The sequence below is a fragment of the Corallococcus sp. CA041A genome (assembly GCF_003612075.1).
GTDB classification, from domain to species: domain Bacteria; phylum Myxococcota; class Myxococcia; order Myxococcales; family Myxococcaceae; genus Corallococcus; species Corallococcus exiguus.
On record NZ_RAWF01000105.1, the window covers coordinates 1 to 21,409 of the forward strand.

Annotated in this window: 20 protein-coding genes, 1 tRNA gene and 1 pseudogene; all 22 read left to right on the plus strand. The window is 66.9% G+C overall.

Annotation, left to right across the window (positions count from 1 at the left end; all coding sequences use genetic code 11):
- Positions 1 to 185 (plus strand): annotated as a pseudogene (tuf, locus tag D7V77_RS19825) (elongation factor Tu); the annotation flags it as partial.
- Between the two features lie 94 nt (positions 186 to 279).
- Complete coding sequence (gene rpmG, locus D7V77_RS19830; RefSeq protein WP_002617522.1) at positions 280 to 444, plus strand: 50S ribosomal protein L33; 165 nt, start codon at positions 280 to 282, stop codon at positions 442 to 444.
- Between the two features lie 23 nt (positions 445 to 467).
- Positions 468 to 543, plus strand: a tRNA-Trp gene (locus tag D7V77_RS19835).
- Positions 544 to 631: 88 nt separating this feature from the next.
- Positions 632 to 1,075, plus strand: a complete 444-nt coding sequence (secE, locus tag D7V77_RS19840) for a preprotein translocase subunit SecE (protein WP_120577858.1) — start codon at positions 632 to 634, stop codon at positions 1,073 to 1,075.
- Positions 1,075 to 1,623: a transcription termination/antitermination protein NusG gene (nusG, locus tag D7V77_RS19845; protein WP_014397772.1), complete on the plus strand. Its 549-nt coding sequence runs from the start codon at positions 1,075 to 1,077 to the stop codon at positions 1,621 to 1,623. The genes secE and nusG overlap by 1 nt, the downstream gene beginning before the upstream one ends.
- A gap of 108 nt (positions 1,624 to 1,731) precedes the next feature.
- Complete coding sequence (rplK, locus tag D7V77_RS19850) at positions 1,732 to 2,178, plus strand: 50S ribosomal protein L11 (protein WP_120577859.1); 447 nt, start codon at positions 1,732 to 1,734, stop codon at positions 2,176 to 2,178.
- Positions 2,179 to 2,206: 28 nt separating this feature from the next.
- A complete protein-coding gene (rplA, locus tag D7V77_RS19855) occupies positions 2,207 to 2,920 on the plus strand; it encodes a 50S ribosomal protein L1 (protein ID WP_120577860.1) in 714 nt (237 codons plus the stop codon).
- Positions 2,921 to 3,316: 396 nt separating this feature from the next.
- Complete coding sequence (rplJ, locus tag D7V77_RS19860) at positions 3,317 to 3,838, plus strand: 50S ribosomal protein L10 (protein WP_120577861.1); 522 nt, start codon at positions 3,317 to 3,319, stop codon at positions 3,836 to 3,838.
- An 89-nt stretch (positions 3,839 to 3,927) separates the two neighbouring features.
- A complete protein-coding gene (gene rplL, locus D7V77_RS19865; protein WP_120577862.1) occupies positions 3,928 to 4,299 on the plus strand; it encodes a 50S ribosomal protein L7/L12 in 372 nt (123 codons plus the stop codon).
- A 181-nt stretch (positions 4,300 to 4,480) separates the two neighbouring features.
- Positions 4,481 to 8,707, plus strand: coding sequence for a DNA-directed RNA polymerase subunit beta (rpoB, locus tag D7V77_RS19870; RefSeq protein ID WP_120577863.1), 4,227 nt, complete (start codon positions 4,481 to 4,483; stop codon positions 8,705 to 8,707).
- Positions 8,708 to 8,839: 132 nt separating this feature from the next.
- Positions 8,840 to 13,051: a DNA-directed RNA polymerase subunit beta' gene (gene rpoC, locus D7V77_RS19875; protein ID WP_120577864.1), complete on the plus strand. Its 4,212-nt coding sequence runs from the start codon at positions 8,840 to 8,842 to the stop codon at positions 13,049 to 13,051.
- A 177-nt stretch (positions 13,052 to 13,228) separates the two neighbouring features.
- A complete protein-coding gene (locus tag D7V77_RS19880; protein WP_120577865.1) occupies positions 13,229 to 13,690 on the plus strand; it encodes a hypothetical protein in 462 nt (153 codons plus the stop codon).
- 104 nt (positions 13,691 to 13,794) lie between these two features.
- A complete protein-coding gene (locus tag D7V77_RS19885) occupies positions 13,795 to 14,145 on the plus strand; it encodes a phasin family protein (protein ID WP_120577866.1) in 351 nt (116 codons plus the stop codon).
- Positions 14,142 to 14,903, plus strand: a complete 762-nt coding sequence (locus D7V77_RS19890) for a lytic transglycosylase domain-containing protein (RefSeq protein WP_120577867.1) — start codon at positions 14,142 to 14,144, stop codon at positions 14,901 to 14,903. Before D7V77_RS19885 ends, D7V77_RS19890 begins: the two co-directional genes overlap by 4 nt.
- Positions 14,904 to 15,063: 160 nt before the next feature.
- Complete coding sequence (locus D7V77_RS19895) at positions 15,064 to 15,747, plus strand: hypothetical protein (RefSeq protein WP_120577868.1); 684 nt, start codon at positions 15,064 to 15,066, stop codon at positions 15,745 to 15,747.
- A gap of 23 nt (positions 15,748 to 15,770) precedes the next feature.
- A complete protein-coding gene (locus D7V77_RS19900; protein WP_120526752.1) occupies positions 15,771 to 16,235 on the plus strand; it encodes a social motility and stimulation tgl protein in 465 nt (154 codons plus the stop codon).
- A gap of 23 nt (positions 16,236 to 16,258) precedes the next feature.
- The gene (tgl, locus tag D7V77_RS19905; RefSeq protein ID WP_120577869.1) at positions 16,259 to 17,017 is read left to right on the plus strand and encodes a social motility TPR repeat lipoprotein Tgl; all 759 of its coding nucleotides are present in this window, start codon (positions 16,259 to 16,261) and stop codon (positions 17,015 to 17,017) included.
- A gap of 21 nt (positions 17,018 to 17,038) precedes the next feature.
- Entirely contained in the window at positions 17,039 to 17,425 is a 387-nt protein-coding gene (locus D7V77_RS19910) for a RodZ family helix-turn-helix domain-containing protein (RefSeq protein ID WP_120577870.1), read from the plus strand.
- Between the two features lie 9 nt (positions 17,426 to 17,434).
- Positions 17,435 to 18,169 carry a DNA repair protein RecO gene (gene recO / locus D7V77_RS19915; protein ID WP_120577871.1) on the plus strand — a complete coding sequence of 245 codons (735 nt, stop codon included), beginning with the start codon at positions 17,435 to 17,437 and terminating at the stop codon, positions 18,167 to 18,169.
- A 32-nt stretch (positions 18,170 to 18,201) separates the two neighbouring features.
- Positions 18,202 to 19,215, plus strand: coding sequence for a carbohydrate kinase (locus D7V77_RS19920; RefSeq protein WP_120577872.1), 1,014 nt, complete (start codon positions 18,202 to 18,204; stop codon positions 19,213 to 19,215).
- A gap of 78 nt (positions 19,216 to 19,293) precedes the next feature.
- Complete coding sequence (locus D7V77_RS19925) at positions 19,294 to 20,583, plus strand: nucleotidyltransferase domain-containing protein (RefSeq protein ID WP_120577873.1); 1,290 nt, start codon at positions 19,294 to 19,296, stop codon at positions 20,581 to 20,583.
- Positions 20,580 to 21,371: a nucleotidyltransferase domain-containing protein gene (locus tag D7V77_RS19930; RefSeq protein ID WP_172808449.1), complete on the plus strand. Its 792-nt coding sequence runs from the start codon at positions 20,580 to 20,582 to the stop codon at positions 21,369 to 21,371. Before D7V77_RS19925 ends, D7V77_RS19930 begins: the two co-directional genes overlap by 4 nt.
- Positions 21,372 to 21,409: the final 38 nt, after the last annotated feature.

Sequence of the window (21,409 nt, forward strand, 5' to 3'; positions counted from 1 at the left end):
GCACCACGGACGTGACGGGCACGGTGAAGCTGCCGGACAACGTCGAGATGGTCATGCCGGGCGACAACATCGCCATCGAGGTGGAGCTCATCACCCCGGTCGCGATGGAGAAGGAGCTCCGGTTCGCCGTTCGCGAGGGTGGCCGTACGGTGGGCGCCGGCGTCGTTGCGGAGATCATCGCCTAGTCGGCTTCCCGCCGACCGGCTTTCACGGGCACTGAGTTGCGGAGGGGAGGGCTGCTTTTGTAGCCTTCCCTTCTCGCATCTGGTGAAATGAACCATGCCTAAGGGTAATCGCTCCATCATCTCGCTCGAGTGCACCACGTGCAAAGAGCGGAACTACACGACCACGAAGAACAAGCGGAAGAGCCAGGACAAGCTTGAGCTGAGCAAGTTTTGCCCTCGCTGCCGCAAGCACACGGACCACAAGGAAGGCAAGGTCTAGGTCGTCGGTTTCCATGAAGGTTTAGGCCAGTAGCTCCAACGGTAGAGCAGCGGTCTCCAAATCCGCGTGTTGGGGGTTCGAATCCCTCCTGGCCTGCCAGCTTCAGTACAGGGACCCCCGGTACCGAGCGGTGCCGGGGGTCCCTGCCTTTTCGCAGTCCCGCTTCCGCACTCCCTCGTGAGGCACCATGGCGACGGCATCTGAGGCCAGCCAGCAGGCTAACCGCTCGGGCATCGACCCCAAGCGGCTCGTGGTCATCTTCTATCTCGTCACCGGCATCGTCCTGGCCCTCTTCCTGGAGCACGTCTTCGGGTTGCTCTGGAGCCGGTTCGGCTGGAGCGACGTGGAGCTCTTCGAAGGCCTCGGCTGGCGTGTGTCGACGCTGGTGGGCTACGTGGTCGCCCTCGCCCTGGTGCTGGCGGCCTACTTCCACCCTCGCACGCACACCCTCTCCATCGACGTGGCGTCCGAGTTGATGAAGGTCACCTGGCCTACCTGGTCGGAGACTCGCGCGTCGACCATGGCCGTGGTCGTCGCCTCGCTGGTGGCGGCCGTTCTGCTCTTCTGCATCGACACCGTCGCCTACAACTTGATGGTGGAGTGGCTGCCTGCCCTGTGGGGGAAGCTGTAATGGCGAAGAAATGGTTCACGGTCCAGACCTACTCGAACTACGAGAACCAGGCGAAGAAGAACCTGGAAGAGCAGGTACGCCTCAAGGGCCTGCAGGACCAGGATCTGATTGGTGAGATCCTCATCCCCATGGAGCAGGTCGTGGAGATGGTGAACGGCGAGAAGAAGACCACCCGCCGCAAGCTGTTTCCGGGCTACATCTTCGTCCAGATGGAGCTCAGCGACACCACCGTCCACCTGGTGAAGAACACCTCCAAGGTGACGGGGTTCCCGGGCGTCGGCCAGAACGAGCAGCCCCGGCCCATGTCGGACCGCGAGGTCGAGCGTCTCACCGCGCAGGTCACCGAGGGCGCTCACAAGGCCAAGCCCAAGGTCCAGTTCGAGACCAGCGATACGGTGCGCGTCATCGACGGTCCGTTCGCCAACTTCAATGGCACCGTGGAAGAGGTCAACCCGGAGAAGGGCCGCGTGCGCGTGCTCGTCAGCATCTTCGGCCGTGCGACCCCCGTGGAACTCGACTTCATGCAGGTGGAGAAGACCACCGGCTAGTTTCACAAGTCTTCCGCGCCCGGGTAACGGGCGCGGATCAACGGGTGGGAGGGTCGCCCCGTCTGGCGGCCCGTTGGAACCACCCTCTCGAAAGGCAGCAGTCCGCCGATGAAGAAGGTCACAGGTCAGGTCAAGTTGCAGATTCCCGCCGGCAAGGCGAACCCCGCCCCGCCGATTGGTCCCGCGCTCGGTCAGCAGGGCGTGAACATCATGGAGTTCTGCAAGCAGTTCAACGCCAAGACGCAGGCGGAGGCCAAGGAGGGTCTGATCATCCCGGTGATCATCACCGTGTATCAGGACCGCTCCTTCACCTTCATCCTGAAGACCCCTCCCGCCGCCATCCTCATCAAGAAGGCCGCGGGTCTCCACACGGAGAAGAAGAAGGGTTCGGGCGCGAAGAAGCCGGGCAAGGAGAAGGTGGGGCAGATCACTCGCAAGCAGCTCGAGGAGATCGCCAACAAGAAGATCCAGGACACCACCGCCGCGTCCCTCGAAGCCTGCATGAACACCATTGCCGGCACCGCGCGCTCCATGGGCATCGACGTCGTCGGTTAGCCCGCCCTACATCTCAAGGATTCCTGCCATGGCTACCAATGGAAAGAAGTTCCGCGCGTCCAACGAGCTGGTGGACCGCAACAAGCGCTACGCCGTCGCCGAGGGCTTCGCGCTGCTGAAGAAGACGGTGGATACCCGCGCGACCAAGTACGACCAGACGGTCGACGTCGCCATCAACCTGGGCGTGGACCCGAAGCACGCGGACCAGATGGTCCGTGGCGCCGTGGTGCTCCCGCACGGCACCGGCGCCACCGTGCGCGTGGCCGTGTTCGCCAAGGGCGAGCGCGCCACCGAGGCCACCAACGCCGGCGCGGACATCGTCGGCGCCGAGGACCTCCAGAAGCGCATCGAGGAGGGCTTCCTCGACTTCGACACCGTCATCGCGACGCCGGACATGATGGGCATCGTCGGCCGCCTCGGTAAGGTGCTCGGTCCCCGTGGCCTCATGCCGAACCCGAAGGTCGGCACGGTGACCATGGACGTCGCCAAGGCCATCCGCGACTCCAAGGGCGGTAAGGTCGACTTCCGCGCTGAGAAGGCGGGCATCGTCCACGCGAAGATGGGCAAGGCCTCCTTCCCCGCGGACAAGCTCGAGGCGAACTTCAACGCGCTGGTGGACCTGGTGATGAAGCTCAAGCCGGCCACCGCCAAGGGCGTGTACCTGCAGGGCATCGCCATCTCGACGACCATGGGGCCGGGCATCAAGCTCGACACCACGGAAATCCTGGCGCGTCACCGCTAATCGCGGGTGCCAGAACGGGCAGGGAAGGGTGCGCTCCCTGACGGGGAGCGTCAATCCTGTCGCCCGTGAACGTCGGTCCGTTAGAAAGTGCTGGATCTTTGCGAAAGCCGGGGGTATAGGCCCCCGGCTTTTGCAATTGGGGCGCCATGTCGAGAGACGCGGCGTTCCGACCTGGTTCATGACAGCAGGGACCTGGATTGGAGAAGACGCGTCCGTTGGGAACCGGGCAACCGGTCGGGCCGTCCATCCGCTCCTGGTTCAAACGACCGCAAGGTCAGCCCTGCCGAGACTGGAGGTGCGGTGTGGTGCCTCTCGGAGGCTCCTCTCTCGCTCTGCCACTTTGGCCCAGGCATCACGCCCGACCGTCAGGTCGGGCCATGAAGGAGGTGAGTCAAGGTGCTGAAGAGCGAGAAGGAAGAGATGATCAAGGACCTTCACGAGAAGTTTGCGCGGACCAAGACCGCGGTGCTCGTGGAGTCCTCCAAGGTGAACGTCGAGACCGTCACCAAGCTGCGTCGCAAGTTCCGCGAGGGCAAGGTCGAGTACAAGGTCATCAAGAACACGCTGGCGCGCCGTGCCGCTCAGGGTACGACCGTCTCCGCGATTTCTGATGACTTCACGGGTCCCGTGGCGCTGTGCATCAGCTACGACGACGAGGTGGCTCCTGCGAAGATCCTGATGGATTTCATCAAGGACATGGAGACCATCAAGGTTCGTAGCGCCGTCGTCGCCGGTAAAAAGGTCGACGCCAACGGCGTGAAGGCACTGGCGAAGCTGCCGGGCCTCAATGAGCTGCGCGGGATGTTGCTCGGCATGCTCAACCAGCCTGCAGGCAAGCTGGTCCGGACCATCGCGGCCCCCGGGTCGCAGCTCGCGCGCGTCATCCAAGCGCACGCGGACAAGGCGCAGGGTCAGTAATCGTCCCGAGAAGTTTTTCTACCGCAACCTCTTCGGCCGAGCCGCCCAAATGGGTCGCCGGCCGTTAGTCAACCAGAAGGAACAGTTCCATGGCCGATTTGAACGCGATTGCTGAAGAACTCTCGAAGCTCACCGTCCTCGAGGCGGGCGAGCTCGTGAAGATGCTGGAGAACAAGTGGGGCGTTTCCGCCGCCGCCGTGGCCGTTGCCTCCGCGGGCCCCGCCGCCGCCGCCGCTCCTGTTGAGGAGAAGACGGAGTTCAACGTGGTGCTGGCGAACGCCGGCGCCAACAAGATCAACGTCATCAAGGAGATCCGCGCCATCACCGGCCTGGGCCTGAAGGAGGCCAAGGACTTGGTCGAGGGCGCGCCCAAGACGGTCAAGGAAAGCGTCAACAAGGACGACGCCAAGAAGATCAAGGACCAGCTCGTCGCCGCTGGCGCCACCGTCGAGATCAAGTAGTTCTGTGCAGGGGCTACCCTGTTCTTCCGGGAAATCCCGGGTAGCCGCCTGATCGGATGAGCAGGCCGGCGCTCCCTATGCTGGGGCGCCGGCTTTGCCCATTTGACATTTGCCAAATTTCCCGGCGCCGCCGCGCGTTACTGAAGTTTGCCCCGCCCGAGCAGCCGTCCCCGGAGACCGAATGCCGACGCAGATCCAGAACAATTTCCGCGTGCGGAAGACCTTCGCCAAAATCGCGAAGATCATCGACATTCCCAATCTCATCAACATCCAGAAGCAATCCTACGAGAAGTTCCTCCAGGCCGACATCGCCCCGGAGAAGCGTGAGGATCTTGGCCTTCAGGGTGTCTTCAAGTCCGTCTTCCCGATCCGGGACTTCAACGAGACCTCCTCGCTGGAGTTTGTCAGCTATCACCTGGAGAAGCCGAAGTACGACGTCGATGAGTGCCACCAGCGTGGAATGACCTACTCGGCGCCTATCAAGGTCGTCGTGCGCCTGGTCGTCTGGGACAAGGACGAGGAGACCGGCGCCCAGTCCATCCGCGACGTGAAGGAGCAAGAGGTCTACTTCGGCGAAATCCCGCTGATGACCCAGAACGGTACGTTCATCATCAACGGCACCGAGCGTGTCGTGGTGAGCCAGCTGCACCGCAGCCCGGGTGCGTTCTTCGACCACGACAAGGGCAAGAGCCACTCGTCGGGCAAGCTGCTCTACAACGCCCGCATCATCCCGTACCGCGGCTCGTGGATCGACTTCGAGTTCGACCACAAGGACCTGCTGTACGTGCGCATCGACCGGCGCCGCAAGCTGCCGGCCACCGTGCTCATCCGCGCCCTGGGCGCCGTCGGTGACACGGCGAAGAAGAACCCGCTCGACTTCAAGGGTTCGACCGAGGAGATCCTCAACTACTACTACGCCACCGAGACCATCTACCTGCAGAGCGCCGCGGACTTCGAGAAGTCCGTCGAGCTGGAGCTCCTGCCGGGTCAGCGCGCCACGCGCGACATCAAGACCAAGTCCGGTGAGCTGATCGTCAAGAAGAACCGCAAGTTCACGCGCGCCGCCATCAAGAAGCTTGAGGCGGCGAAGATGACCAAGCTGCCCATCGACGCGGACGAGCTCTTCACCAAGGTGTCCGCCTACGACGTGGTGGACGAGAACACCGGTGAGGTCATCCTCGAGTGCAACGAGGAGGTCTCGCAGGAGAAGGTGGACGAGCTCCTCAAGCGCGAAATCAAGGAGTTCAAGGTCCTCTTCATCGACAACCTCAACGTGGGTCCGTACCTGCGTGAGACGTTGATGCTGGACAAGATCGAGTCGCCCGAGCAGGCGATCATGGAGATCTACCGGCGTCTGCGCCCGGGTGATCCCCCGACGCCGGAGACGGCGACGAACCTGTTCAGCAACCTGTTCTTCAACCCTGAGCGCTACGACCTGTCCAAGGTCGGCCGCCTCAAGCTGAACTTCAAGTTCAGCCTCGAGGAGCCCCTCGACGGTCAGATCCTGACCAAGCGCGACATCCTGGAGGTCATCCGCTACCTGATCGACCTGAAGAACGGCAAGGGGACGATCGACGACATCGACCACCTGGGCAACCGCCGCGTCCGCGCGGTGGGCGAGCTCCTGGAGAACCAGTACCGCATCGGCCTCGTCCGCATGGAGCGCGCGATCAAGGAGCGCATGAGCCTCCAGGAGATCGAGACGCTCATGCCGCACGACCTGATCAACGCCAAGCCGGTGACGGCGGTGATCAAGGAGTTCTTCGGGTCCAGCCAGCTGTCGCAGTTCATGGACCAGACGAACCCGCTCTCGGAAGTCACGCACAAGCGCCGTCTGTCGGCCCTTGGGCCTGGCGGCCTCACGCGTGAGCGCGCGGGCTTCGAAGTCCGCGACGTGCACCCGACGCACTACGGCCGCATCTGCCCCATCGAGACGCCGGAAGGCCCGAACATCGGCCTCATCGCGTCGCTGTCGACCTACGCGCGCGTCAACGAGTTCGGCTTCGTGGAGACGCCGTACCGCAAGGTGGACGCGGGCAGCGTGACGGGGGACGTGGCCTTCTACTCGGCGCTCGAGGAGGAGAAGCACACCATCGCCCAGGCGAACGCGGAGACGGACAAGAAGGGCAAGTTCGTCAACGAGCTGGTGCAGAGCCGCCGCAGCGGCGAGTTCGTCCAGGTCAAGGCCGAGGACGTGGACCTGATGGACGTGTCCCCGAACCAGCTGGTGTCGGTGGCCGCCTCCCTCATCCCGTTCCTGGAGAACGACGACGCGAACCGCGCGCTCATGGGTTCCAACATGCAGCGCCAGGCCGTGCCGCTGCTGCGCACGTCCGCGCCGCTCGTGGGTACGGGCATCGAGGCCATCGTCGCGCGCGACTCGGGCGTGACGTGCGTGGCCCGCCGTGACGGCGTCGTGGAGTCGGTGGACGCCGGCCGCATCGTGGTGAAGGCGGACTCCAACGCGGCCCTGAGCGACGTGTCCAGCGAAGTGGACATCTACAACCTGCTCAAGTACCAGCGCTCCAACCAGAACACGTGCCTCAACCAGAAGCCCATCATCCGCAAGGGTGACCGGGTGAAGAAGGGCGACGTGATCGCGGACGGCCCGGCCACCGAGACCGGTGAGCTGGCGCTGGGACAGAACATCGTCGTCGCGTTCATGCCGTGGCAGGGCTACAACTTCGAAGACTCCATCCTGCTCAGCGAGCGCATCCTCAAGGAGGACGTCTTCACGTCCATCCACATCGAGGAGTTCGAGTGCATCGCGCGCGACACCAAGCTGGGCAAGGAGGAGATCACCCGCGACATCCCGAACGTGGGTGAGGAAGCCCTCAAGGACCTGGACGAGAGCGGCATCATCCGCATCGGCGCCGAGGTGAAGCCCGGCGACGTGCTGGTGGGCAAGATCACTCCGAAGGGCGAGACCCAGCTCTCCCCCGAAGAGAAGCTGCTGCGCGCCATCTTCGGTGAGAAGGCCGGCGACGTGCGCGACAGCTCGCTGCGCGTGCCCCCGGGCGTTGTCGGCACCGTCATCAACGCCAAGGTGTTCAGCCGCAAGGGCGTGGAGAAGGACGAGCGCGCCAAGCAGATCGAGTCCATGGAGGAGGCGAAGCTCCTCAAGGACCAGAACGACGAGATCAAGGTCCTCCAGGACTCCGCGTACAGCCGCCTCCGCGGGCTGGTCCGCGGCAAGGAGGTCCAGGGCAAGCTCGTGGACGACAAGGGGAAGATCCTCCTGAAGAAGGGGGACATCCTCAACGACGAGCTGCTGGCCACGGTGCCGTACAAGTACTGGGGCGAGATCTCCGTGGGTGACCCGCTGGACGCGCGCCTGCGCGACATCCTGCGCAGCCTGGAGGAGACGAAGGAGGCCGTGAAGCTGGCCTTCGGCGAGAAGATCGCCCGCATCAAGAAGGGCGACGAGCTCCCCCCGGGCGTCATCAAGATGGTGAAGGTGTACGTCGCCATCAAGCGCAAGCTGGCGGTGGGCGACAAGATGGCCGGCCGCCACGGCAACAAGGGCGTCGTGTCCCGCGTCCTCCCCGAGGAGGACATGCCGTACCTGGAGGATGGCCGTCCGGTGGACATCGTCCTCAACCCGCTCGGCGTTCCCAGCCGCATGAACATCGGGCAGATCCTCGAGGTCCACCTGGGCTGGGCCGCGAAGGGCGTGGGCGAGCAGCTGCAGCGCTACATCGAAGAGAACTTCAGCGGCGAGCAGCTCAAGAAGCAGCTGAAGACCGTCTACGACGACAAGGCCTTCGGCGACTTCGTGGACGGCCTGTCCGACCAGGAGGTCCAGGACCTCTGCCGCCGCCTGAAGAAGGGCATCCACGTGGCGACGCCGGTGTTCGACGGCGCTCGCGAGACGGAGCTGCACGCCCTCTTCGACGAGGGCCGGCTGCCGCGCTCCGGTCAGATGGTGCTCTTCGACGGCCGCACGGGTGAGCCGTTCGACCAGAACGTCACCGTGGGCGTGATGTACATGCTCAAGCTGCACCACCTGGTGGACGAGAAGATCCACGCCCGTTCCATCGGGCCCTACTCGCTCGTCACGCAGCAGCCCCTGGGCGGCAAGGCCCAGTTCGGCGGTCAGCGTCTGGGCGAGATGGAAGTCTGGGCGATGGAGGCCTACGGCGCGGCGTACACGCTGCAGGAGTTCCTCACGGTCAAGTCGGACGACGTGGTGGGCCGCACGCGCATGTACGAGGCGATCGTCAAGGGCGACAACGTCCTGGAGTCCGGCCTGCCCGAGTCGTTCAACGTGCTCCTCAAGGAGCTCCAGTCGCTGGCCCTGGACGTGGAGCTGCTGGAGAGCGCGCCCCCGGAGCGGCAGCGCAGCTTCGGCGGTGACTTCCTGGGTGGCGGCGACGGCGAGGACCGGAAGTCCGGGACCGAGGCCTAGGCCTTTTCAAAGTAGCCGGTGCGCCCGCCTGACCGGCTGGCTGCTTCCTCTTGGAGGGAGCGGCTGGCCGGGCGCAGGGCGGGGGCCCGAAACGTTTGGCGCCTTGAGCGCTCATAAGTTTTCGGAGGCAACGTGAAGGACATTTTCAACTTCTTCGAGAAGCCGAAGGACCCGCTGTCGTTCAACGCCATCCGCATCGCGCTGGCGTCGCCCGACAAGATCCGTCAGTGGTCGCACGGCGAGGTGAAGAAGCCGGAGACGATCAACTACCGCACCTTCAAGCCGGAGCGGGACGGCCTGTTCTGCGCCCGCATCTTCGGGCCGGTGAAGGACTACGAGTGCAACTGCGGCAAGTACAAGCGCATGAAGCACCGTGGCGTCGTGTGCGAGAAGTGCGGCGTGGAGGTGATTCAGTCCAAGGTGCGCCGTGAGCGCCTGGGACACATCACGCTGGCCACGCCCGTGGCCCACATCTGGTTCCTCAAGTCGCTGCCCAGCCGCATCGGCAACCTGCTCGACATCACCCTCAAGGAGATGGAGAAGGTGCTGTACTGCGAGAGCTACATGGTCATCGACCCCAAGGCGACGCCGCTCCAGAAGGGCGAGCTGATCTCCGAGGAGAAGATGCACCGGCTCTTCCAGGAGCACGGTGAGGACTCGTTCTCCGCGGGCATGGGCGGCGAGGCCGTCCGCGAGATGCTCAAGTCCCTGGACGTGGAGAAGCTGTCCGAGGAACTGCGCAAGGACATGCGCGAGACCACCAGCGAGGCGAAGCGGAAGAAATACGCCAAGCGCCTGAAGGTGGCGGAAGCGTTCCGTGTCTCCGGCAACAAGCCGGAGTGGATGATGCTGGACGTCATCCCGGTCATCCCGCCCGACCTGCGTCCGCTGGTGCCCCTGGACGGCGGCCGCTTCGCGACCTCCGACCTCAACGACCTGTACCGCCGCGTCATCAACCGGAACAACCGCCTCAAGCGGCTCCAGGAACTGAACGCGCCGGACATCATCATCCGCAACGAGAAGCGGATGCTCCAGGAGGCCGTGGACGCGCTGTTCGACAACGGCCGCCGCGGCAAGACCATCACCGGCCCGAACAAGCGGCCGCTGAAGTCGCTGTCCGACATGCTCAAGGGCAAGCAGGGCCGGTTCCGTCAGAACCTGCTCGGCAAGCGCGTGGACTACTCGGGCCGCTCCGTCATCGTCGTCGGTCCCGAGCTGCGCCTGCACCAGTGCGGCCTGCCGAAGATCATGGCGCTCGAGCTCTTCAAGCCGTTCATCTACAACAAGCTTGAAGAGAAGGGCTACGTCACCACCATCAAGTCGGCGAAGAAGATGGTGGAGAAGGAGCGTCCGGAGGTCTGGGACATCCTCGAGGACGTGATCCGCGAGCACCCGGTGCTCCTCAACCGCGCCCCCACGCTGCACCGCCTGGGCATGCAGGCCTTCGAGCCCGTGCTCATCGAAGGCAAGGCCATCCAGCTCCACCCGCTGGTGTGCGCCGCGTTCAACGCGGACTTCGACGGCGACCAGATGGCCGTGCACGTGCCGCTGTCCATCGAGGCCCAGATGGAAGCGCGCGTGCTGATGATGTCGACGAACAACATCCTCAGCCCCGCGAACGGCAAGCCCATCATCGTCCCGACGCAGGACATGGTGCTCGGCATCTACTACATGACGCGCGCCCGCGAGTTCGCCAACGGCGAAGGCCGCGTGTTCGCGTCGCCGGACGAGGTGCGCGCCGCGTACGACCACGGTGAGGTCCACCTGCAGGCCAAGGTGGTGTGCCGCATCGACGGCAAGCGCAAGGAGACCACGGTCGGCCGCGTGCTGCTGTGGGAAGTCGTTCCGCGCCGCGTGGGCTTCGACGCCATCAACAAGGTGCTCGACAAGAAGTCGCTCGGTAACCTCATCGACCTCTGCTACCGCCTCACGGGCGAGAAGGAGACGGTGCTGCTGGCGGACCGCATCCGCAGCGCGGGCTACTTCCACGCGACCCGCGCCGGTATCTCCATCGCGCTCAAGGACATGATCATCCCTGCGAAGAAGCAGGAGTTCCTGGACTACGCGCGCAAGGAAGTGGCGGAGATCGAGAACCAGTACCTGGAAGGCCTCATCACCGACGGTGAGCGCTACAACAAGGTCATCGATATCTGGGCGGAGATCACCGAGAAGGTCGCCCAGGAGATGATGCAGCAGATCTCCCAGGACGAGGCTTCCGGGGACGTGGACGGCAAGCGCATCACGCGCAAGCAGCCGTCGTTCAACCCCATCTACATCATGGCCGACTCCGGCGCCCGCGGCAGCGCCCAGCAGATCCGCCAGCTGGCGGGTATGCGCGGCCTGATGGCGAAGCCCTCCGGCGAAATCATCGAGACGCCCATCACGGCCAACTTCCGTGAAGGCCTCTCCGTGCTCCAGTACTTCATCTCCACGCACGGCGCCCGTAAGGGTCTGGCGGACACGGCGCTCAAGACGGCCAACTCCGGTTACCTCACCCGCCGTCTCGTGGACGTGGCGCAGGACGCCATCATCAACGAGTACGACTGCGGCACCATGGACGGTCTGTTCATCGGCGCCCTGGTCGAGGGCGGCGAGATCATCGAGCCGCTGGGTGAGCGCATCCTGGGCCGCGTGGCCCTGGACGACATCCTCGACCCGGTGACGGGCGAGGTGCTGGTGCGCGCCAACGAGGAGATCGACGAGGAGCGCGTCCGCCGCATCGAGAACAGCGGTCTGGACAAGGTGAAGATCCGCTCGGTGCTCACGTGCCAGGCCAAGCGCGGCATCTGCGTGGAGTGCTACGGCCGTGACCTGGCGCGTGGCCGCAAGGTGTCCGTGGGCGAGGCCGTGGGCGTCATCGCGGCGCAGTCCATCGGTGAGCCGGGTACGCAGCTCACGATGCGCACCTTCCACATCGGTGGTGCGGCGACCCGTCGCGCGGAGCAGTCCAGCCTTGAGAACCGTTACGCGGGCTCCGTGAAGTTCGCGGGCCTGAACACGGTGCAGAAGGCGGACGGCACGCTGGTGGCCATGAACCGCAACGGCGAGATCGTTGTCGTCGACGAGTCGGGCCGCGAGCGCGAGCGCTACCAGATCATCTACGGCGCCCGCATCCTGGTGAAGGAAGGCCAGAAGCTGGAGCCGGGCGTGCTGGTGGCCGAGTGGGACCCGTTCGCCATCCCGCTGCTCACGGAAGTGGGCGGTGTCGTGCGCTACGAGGACATCATCGAAGGCGTGACGATGTCCGAGACGCTCGACGAGGTGACGGGTCTGTCGCGCAAGACAGTCATCGAGTCCAAGGACCCGGAGGCGCGTCCGCGCGTCACCATCCGCGACGCGGCCGGCAACGTGAAGGACCTGCCGTCCTCCAAGAACCAGGCGAGCTACTTCCTGCCCCAGGGCGCGATCATCACGGTCAACGACCAGGATGAGATCTCCGCGGGCGAGGTCATCGCCAAGGTGCCGCGCGAGACCACGAAGACCAAGGACATCACGGGCGGTCTGCCCCGCGTGGCCGAGCTCTTCGAGGCGCGCAAGCCCAAGGATGCGGCGGCGATCGCGGAGATCGACGGCGTGGTGTCCTTCGGCAAGGACACCAAGGGCAAGCGCAAGCTCATCATCACCCCCGAGGTGGGCGGCGAGCAGCGCGCGGACCTGGCCAAGGAGTACCTGATCTCCAAGGGCAAGAGCATCAACGTCCACTCCGGCGACCGCGTGAAGGCCGGCGAGGCGATGATGGACGGCGCGGCCAACCCGCACGACATCCTCAAGGTGCTGGGCGAGAAGGAACTCGCGCGCTACCTGGTGGACGAAGTGCAGGAGGTCTACCGACTGCAGGGCGTGAAGATCAACGACAAGCACATCGAGACGATCGTCCGGCAGATGCTGCGCCGGGTGCGCGTCACCGACGTGGGCGACACCAACTTCCTGGTCGACGAGCAGGTCGAGAAGTGGGTGTTCGAGGAGGAGAACGAGAAGGTCATGTCCGAAGGGAAGCGCCCGGCCGTGGGCGAGCCCCTGCTGCTCGGCATCACCAAGGCGTCGCTCTCCACCGAGTCGTTCATCTCCTCGGCGTCGTTCCAGGAGACCACGAAGGTGCTCACCGAGGCCGCCATCAACGGCAAGGTGGACTACCTGCGCGGCCTCAAGGAGAACGTCATCATGGGCCGGCTCATCCCCGCCGGCACGGGCCTGCCGAACTACAAGCACCTCGACATCGAGGTGGAGAGCCCCACGGACGAGGTCAACGAGATGGAGGCCGCCCTGGCCGCCACCCACGGCGACACCGGCCCGCTGGCCCCTCCGCCGTCGCGGCCGGACACCCGGTCCACCGACGTCGCCTAGTGCTTCCGTAAGAAGCGTCCCTGACGCTTCGTGAGTCAGCCGCCGTCCTGGTGTCATACCGGGGCGGCGGCTTTCTCGTTTTGCACACTCCACTGCCTGTTCGCTTGACAGCATGTCGCGGTGCGTTATTTTGACGCATCACGTTGTGGGACCCGGAACACCGGGGGGGAGCGCGACATGGCGACGACGAGTGCGAAGGCTGACGAGAAGACGGGCGTGACGCAGAACGTGGAGGCCTACCTGAAGGGGCGGTTCTCCGAGGCGCAGAAGCGGTTCCAGGGCCTGGAAGGGGAGGCGAACAAGGCCTTCCGTGCGCTGGAGACGCGGGGCCAGGTGGCGGCGAAGGAGGTCCAGACCCTGTGGACGAAGGTCCAGGCCGGTGAGCTGCGCGCCGACCCTCGCGTGCAGGAGTTGAGCAAGAAGGTGGACGCCGCGAGCGGGGAGCTGCGCAAGCGGCTGGACGGGCTCCAGACGAAGGTCGTGGAGGCGGTGGGAGTTGCCAGCCAGTCCCAGGTGGAGCAGATCACCCGAGAGCTGAGCCGCCTGTCGAAGAAGCTGGATGTGCTCCTGAAGCCCACCCGTCGTGCCCACCGGACGACCAAGAATTCGGGCGGCGCGGCGTCTTCTCCGCGGGCCTGAGCAGCGTTTTCATCACCCATGGGGTGTGCTTAGGTCGCAAACCCCTTTGAATGCCCAGGGTTCCTTCCGCGGAAGGAGCCCGGGGTAACTCCCGGAGAGACTTCATGGACACCAACACCGAGGCCCCCCGAGAGAAGACCTCCGTGGCGGAGGCATTCGAACGGATCTGGAGCCAGGCGCTCCTGGCGGTGAACACGGCGGAGGAGGAGGCTTCCCGCGCAGTGCAGCGCGTGGCGTCCGTCGCGGGCTGGAGCCAGGACGAGGTGAAGCGCCAGGCCCGTGAGTTCGCGGACCGGCTGACGGGGCACCGCAAGGACCTGGAGCACAACGTGGAGGATCGGGTCCGCACGGCCCTGACCCTCCTGAAGCTGCCGCGCCGCGAGGAGTTGCAGGCATTCGGTGCCCGCCTGGAGCGTCTGAACGAACGCATCCAGGCCCTGGAGCACCGCAAGTGAGTGGACCCGCCGCCTCGGGCGGCAGGTCGTTGGGAACGCGGTTCTTCGCGGGGCTGCATGCCCTGAGCAGCGGGTGCTCCCGGCTCCCGCTGCTCGCGGGCGTGGCGCTCGTGGTGTCCGCTCGGGTGGTGCCCCTCCTGGAGGAGCCCACCTCCCAACCCGTGGTCCCCGAGATGGTGGCGCAGGAGGCCGTCTCCGAGGAGGCGGCCCTCATCGACGCCGTGCTGGCCAAGCGCGCCCCGGACCTGGGGCTCACGCTGCGCCGGCGGCTGGGGCAGGCCATCGACGAGGAGTCGCGCCGCACGGGGTATGATCCGCTGCTGGTGCTGGCTCTCATCGACGTGGAGTCCGACTTCGAGGAGGAGTCCGTCTCCGAGAAGGGCGCTCGGGGCCTGATGCAGATCAAGCCCAGCACGCTGCACTTCCTCGCGGAGAAGGAAGGCCTGAGGCTGTCGCGCGAGGAGGTGGTCGCCGATCCCGCCGTCTGCGTGCGCCTGGGCATCCGCTACCTGCGCAACCTGCAGGGCCGCTTCGGCGGAGACCTGGACCTGGCGCTGATGGCCTACAACGCGGGCCCCACGCGCATCCGGGATGCCATGAAGGCCGGAGAGCTGGAGAAGTTCCGCCGCTACCCCCGGGCCGTGCGCCGCGACTTCCGCCGCTTCCGCGAGGGCCATGGCCTGGGCGGGGACTGGGCGCTCGCGCAGCGCGAGCTGCCGCCACCGGCGCCTGACGAGACTCCGACCGCGGCGCCCTGACGGTCTTCGCGGCTGGACTGGAAGACGGGCCCCCGGGTGAATGTTCGGCGCGGCGAAGCGCTCCAAGGAGGGTCGTCGCCGCCTTGTTCCGCTCCCCTGGGTGCGCTAAGTCGTTCGCAAGCTCCCGGGACTGTTGAGGATTCCCAGGAGGAATGCCCCCATGCCCCGTCCTTCCGCCCGTATTGCCATCACCGTCGTGGCCTCGCTCGTCCCCATGCTGGCCCTGGCCGGTTCGGTCTTCCTGAACGGCGTGAAGATCGACGGGGTGACGAACACGCGCTTCGAGAAAGCCACCGTCCGCATCGACGCGGAAGGGAACATCTACATCGACGCGCCGGGGTACGCCGCCCGCGTGACGACCGTGACGCCCACGCCCGCGACGCCTTCCACCGCCACGCCTCCGGCCGCCGCTCCTCCGGACGCTGGCGTCGTCGCGCAGGCCCCCGCGTCGGCCGCACCCGCTGCTCCCTCGGCCTCACCGGGGCGCATCACCCAGCGCTACTGGCTGGTGACGGAGCAGACGACGCCGGGCATGACGGACTTCGACATCGACGTGTACGTGAACTCGCGCTGGCTGCGCCGTTTGCGCAACAACGAGGACCAGGTGGTGGTGGACATCACCAGCCAGTTGCGTCCCGGCGCGAACGCGGTGACGCTGATTGCCCGCAAGCAGGCTGGGGGCAGCCGCCGCAGCACGTCGCCCGGGAACGTCTTCAAGGTGATCATCGGCGAGGGGAACGAGGGCGGCGGCAACGTGATGATTGACACGCCCCTCATCCGCTTCCAGAAGACGGCTGCGGACGTGCAGGACGCGACCGAGGAGTTCACGCTCACCACCCGTTAGGGTGCGCGGGAAGGGAGACGACGGTGTTCACCATCGACGAGCGCTACCGGGGCCTTCCCGCCAACCGCGACCAGGTGCTGGCGCTGCACCTGGCCCTCAACACGCCGCACGTGGCCATTCCCGGCAAGCAGGCCGGACCCGCGCAGGCCTTCGTGGTGGGGCTGCGCGGCGGGCAGGGCGCGGGCGTCTTCGTGTACCTGTACCTCGTGGAGGCGGGGGACTGCGCGGTGTACGTGTCCGGCCGGCGCATCCAGTCCGCGGATGAGCTGCGGGAGGACGAGGACGACGCGCTCGCGTTCGTGGAGTCGCTGGGCTTCATGATGGACAACGCGAACTGGCGTGCCGCGGCCCCCGCGCAGCAGGACGAGTGGCTGAAGACGCTGCCCGTGTTCTTCCGGGAGCCCACGCTCGTGCCCGCCGTGAAGGCCCGCGCCGAAGAGAAGCGCAACGTCGCCACCACCCTGGGCCGCTTCCTGGCCGCGTTCTGAACCCCCACCCTGGATTGGCACCCATGTTCCGCATCACTTCCTCCTGCTTCCTAGCGTTCGCGCTCGCGTCGGCGGGCTGTGCGCACGTCCCCACGGAGAAGGAGCGCCAGGGCTCGGAGATCCACTACGACCTGGGCGTGCAGGCGCAGCAGCACGGCCATGTGCAGGACGCGCTCGCGGAGTACCAGAAGGCGCTGGAGCTGAACCCGGGCAACCCGGAGGCCCACAACGCGGTGGGCCTGCTGCTGCACCTGTCCTTCCGGCGGCTCGACGAGGCTTCGGCCCACTACGAGAAGGCGCTGACGCTGCGGCCGTCCTTCTCCGACGCGCGCACCAACCTGGGCAACCTGCGCCTGGATCAGGGCCGCTACGACGACGCCATCAAGCTGTACGAAGAGTCGCTCAACGACATGCAGTACCGCCACGGCTACTCCGCGCAGGGGAACCTGGGTTGGGCGCTCTACAAGAAGGGCGACACGGCGAACGCGGTGCAGAACATCAAGGCCGCCATCACCACCAACCCGGACTTCTGCCTGGGCTACAAGAACCTGGGCATCATCTACGACGAGACGGGCAAGACGGAGGAGGCGTGCCGGCAGTTCGCCCACTACCGTGAGAAGTGCCCCGAAGTGGCGGAGGCCTACCAGCGCGAAGGCGTGTGCCAGGCGAAGCTCGGGCGGGTGGAGGAGGCGAAGAAGGCGTTCGCGGGCTGCGAGGCCAAGGCCCAGTCCAACGAGCAGGTGCTCAAGGACGATTGCCGCTCACTGCTGGACCACCTCTAGCCGCGGGGGCCCCGAAAGACCGTGGACCACGTCGACTTCGGCAAATACCTCAGCCAGCAGCGCGAGCTTCGCGGCATGTCGCGCGAGGACGTCTCCCGGGAGACGAAGATTCCCCCCAGCCTCGTCGCGGCGCTGGAGGCGGGGCAGGTGGAGCGGCTGCCCGAGCGCGTGTTCGTGCTGAACTACATCCGCGCGTACGCGCAGGTCATCGGCCTGTCGCCGGAGGAAGCGGTGCTGCGCTACGAGGAGGTGGACCGGGCGGTGCCCGCGCCTTCTCCGGCGCAGCTCGAGAAGGCGCGCCGCAAGCGGGCGTACGTCATCCTGGCCATCCTCCTGGCGGTCGTGCTCCTGGGCGCGGGGCTGTTCCTGGTGCTGTCCGGGAAGCTTCCGCCTCCCGCCGCGCGTTGACGAGGGATCATGGAGCGGTACGCCGACGACGCGTTCGTGCTGTCCACGGTGGACTACGGTGAGTCCGACCGGCTGGTGACGCTGCTCACGCGCGAGCACGGCAAGCTGACCGCGTTCGCCGCGGGCGCGCGCAAGAGCAAGCGCCGGTTCGCGGGAGCGCTGGAGCCGTTCATGCGGCTGCGCGTGCAACTGGTGGAGACGCGCGGCAGCACGGTGCGCATCGATTCGGCGGACATCGTCACGGGCTTCTACGCCGCGCGCGAGGACCTGTCGCTCATCGCCCGGGCGCTGTACGCGGTGGAACTGTGCCGCGAGCTCACGCGCGAACACGAACCGCACCCGGAGCTGTTCGAGCTGGTGGAGGGCTACATGCACCGGTTGGACGCGAAGGAGGCCGGGCCCACGTCGTTGCTCGCGTTCGAGCTGGCAGCGCTGGCGCAGGCGGGGTTGATGCCGCGCTTCGACTCCTGCTCGCTGTGTGGCGGTCAGCCCGGCGAGCGGCCCCGGTTCGACCAAGGCCACGGTGGCGCGGTGTGCGAGCCGTGTGGCGGACGCGCGCGTGACTCGGTGCCGGTGCCGGTGGCGCTGCTGGCCGGCCTGCGCTCGCTCCAGGAGGGTCAACGCACGCCGCTGCCCGCGGACCTCCGTGCGCGGGCTCGTGGCCTGCTCAACGTCTTCATCGCGCACCACGTGGGCCGCAAGCTCAAGAGCGTGGACTTCATGGCGCAGGTGGGCCTGGACTGACGGGTAGCACGCGGTCCCCAGGGGGAGCTGTCATGCACGAGGCCGGGCCGCTGGACGTGGTGTGTGTCGGCGAAACGCTGGTGGACTTCCTTCCCGTGGCCGGCGGCGCCACGCGCGTGCGGGACGTGGAGGCCTGGAAGCCATCGCCGGGAGGCTCACCGGCCAACGTCTCCGTGGGGCTCGCGCGGTTGGGCCTGCGCTCGGCGATGGTGGGCGTGGTGGGCTCCGACGAGTTCGGCCACTTCCTGCGCGACCGGTTGGCGGCGGACGGCGTGGACGTGAGCCGCCTGCGACAGGTGGACCACGCTCGCACGGGCCTGTTGTTCGTCTCGCTGGACGCGCATGGCGAGCGCAGCTTCACGTACTTCCGGACGCGGTCAGCGGAGTTCCTGCTGGACGACTCCGACGTGGACGGCGACTTCGTGCGACGCGCGAAGGTGCTGCACTGCGGCTCCAACTCCCTGCTCCTGCCGGAGGCACGCGAGGCCATGGTGCGCATGCTCACCCTGGCCCGTGAGGCCGGGATGCTGGTGAGCTGTGATCCGAACCTGCGGCTGCACATGTGGACGCAGCCCGAGGAACTGCAGGCGCTCCTGGGACGCATGCTGCCTTTGTGCACGGTGGTGAAGCTGTCCGAGGAGGAGATCCACTTCGCGACAGGCGAGCACTCGCCCGAGGCGGCCGTGCACGTCCTGGCCGCGCGGGGCGTGCGGCTGCCCGTGGTGACGCTGGGACCTCGCGGCGCGGTGTTCCTCTGGCGGGGCGAGGTCCTCTCAGTGCCCGCGCCCCAGGTGACGGTGGTGGACACAACGGGCGCAGGGGATGGCTTTGTGTCCGCCATGTTGAGCGGCCTGGTGCGTTGGTACGGCGACGCGAGCTCGCTGGAGGGCGCGACACGCGAGGAGCTGGTCGCGCTGATGTCCTTCGCGGCGGGCGTGGGGGCCCGGGTGGTGACGAAGCTGGGCGCGGTGGCGGCGCTCCCCCTTGCATCCGAAGTGGAGGGGCTTCTGCCCGCTCAACCCGCTACGCGACGCATCGCGCGCTGACGGGAAGCGCCGTTCCGGGTCAGGCTCGCGTGCTTCGCTGCGTCCTGCGTGGCCCACCATCCCATCCAGGAGGGATCGATGAGCGACACCCGTGAGGCTTCTTCCTCCGCCCCGGCTCGCGTCCGGGGACTGGAGCAGATCGACCGGCTGTCGGTGCCCCTGCCGCATGGCACCGAGGTCACGACCCGCGTGGAGCGCGTGGCGTCCGGGGGACGCCGTATCCCCCAGGGCGTGGTGGGCCGCGTGGTGCGCGCGCATGACGGCGGCTTCGACGTGCAGATCGTCGGCGTGGGCGAGGTGTGGTTCGCGCGCGACGAGCTGGTGCCCCGGCGCACGGGACAGGTGCAGTTCGCCCAGCGGCGCGAGGCGGCCTGGAGCGCGCTGCGACCATGCGTGGTGCTGGAGACGCGCGTGGGCAGTCACGCCTGGGGGCTCGCGGATGAGCGCTCCGACGTGGACGTGCGCGGTGTGTTCGCGCTGCCGCTTCCGTGGACGCTGGGCCTGGGGCAGCCACCGCAGGACCTGGTGAGCGCGGATGGCAGCACCACGTACTGGGAGGTCCGCAAGACGGTGGAGCAGGCGCTGCGCGCGGATCCGAACACGCTGGAGACCCTCTTCGTCCCTGGCGCGACGGCGGTGGACGAACTGGGCACGTGGGTGCTGGAGGCGCGCGAGGCGTTCGTCTCCAAGGCCATCTTCGGCAGCTTCGGGCGCTACGCCATGAGCCAGCTCGACAAGCTCACCCGCAGCCAGCGGCTGGCCGAGCACCGCGACCTGCTCCTCGCGTGGCTGTGCGAGGAGCCCACGCCGGACCTGGACGAGGTGGCCCGTCGCCTGGCCGCCGTGTCTCCCCGTGCCTCGCCCACGCCCGAGGACGCGGTGCTCGCCGCGAAGACTTACGTCAAGCAGCTCTACCGCTCGCTCTGGGACCAGGGGCTGCTCGCGTCGAACGACTTCGCGGCGCTCACGGCGTACGCGCGCGGCGGAGGCCAGCGTCCTCCGTCCGCTCGGGAGCTGCGGCCGAAGAACGCGTACAACCTGCTGCGGCTGGTGGCGCTGGCGACGGGCTGGCTGCGCGACGGTGTGCCCACGTTCGAGGCGACGGGGGCGTTGAAGGCGCGGCTGCTCGACATCAAGGGGGGACAGGTGCCCCTGGAGGACGTGCTGCGCGACGCCGAGGCGATGGCTCCGGCGTTGGAGGCCGCGCACCGCGAGAGCCAGCTGCCGGAGCATCCGGACTACGCCCGCGCGGACCAGTTGCTGCGCCGCGTGGGGGACGAGGTGGCTCGGCGCTGGGTCTTGAAGACGCCTGGACCGCTGGGCCGTGACGCGCCGGAGGCTCCGGCGCTGGAAGGAGGGACGGAATGAAGGGCAGGGTGACGGAACATCAGGAGCGCATGGCGGACCGCGTGCTGGACGCGGAGTCCCTCCTGCGCGAGCACCTGGTCATCTCGCTGTCTGGCGCGCATGCGTACGGTTTCCCGTCGCATGACAGCGACCTGGACCTCAAGGCCATCCACATCGCGCCCACCGCCGCGCTCCTCGGCCTCCAGCCCCGGCACGTGCCGGCGGAGCGGCTGGAGGTGCTGGAGGGCGTGGAGGTGGACTACTCGTCCAACGAGCTGCAGCCCGTGCTGCTGGGCATCCTCCAGGGCAACGGCAACTACATCGAGCGCGTGCTGGGTGCCATCACCGTGCGGGCCCTGCCGGAGGAGCTGGAGGCGCTGCGGCCCCTGGTGCGGGCCGTGCTGTCGCGGCGCATCCACCGGCACTACCGCGGCTTCGCGCAGGGGCAGTTCCGCGAATGGGAGAAGAGCGGATTCCGCTCCGTGAAGAAGTTGCTGTACGTGCTGCGCACCACGCTCACCGGAACGCATGCGCTGCGCACGGGCGAAGTGGAGACGGACGTCACCGTCCTGCTGGAACCGTATGGCTTTGGTGAAGCCCGCACGCTGGTGGAGCGCAAGCGGAGCGGTGAGCGCATCGAGCTGACCGACGCGCTCAGCGAGCAGTGGCAGCGGGAGGTGACGCGCGCCTTCGCGGTGCTCGACGCGGCGGACGCGGCCTCCGTGTTGCCTCTGGAGCCACAACCGTCGGCCGTGGCCGCGCTCGAAGGCTGGATGCTCGACGTGCGGCGACGGCGGTTCGGCGCCTAATCCGCTTTCACCGGGCTCCGGAGGCCGGGGTGGGGGCC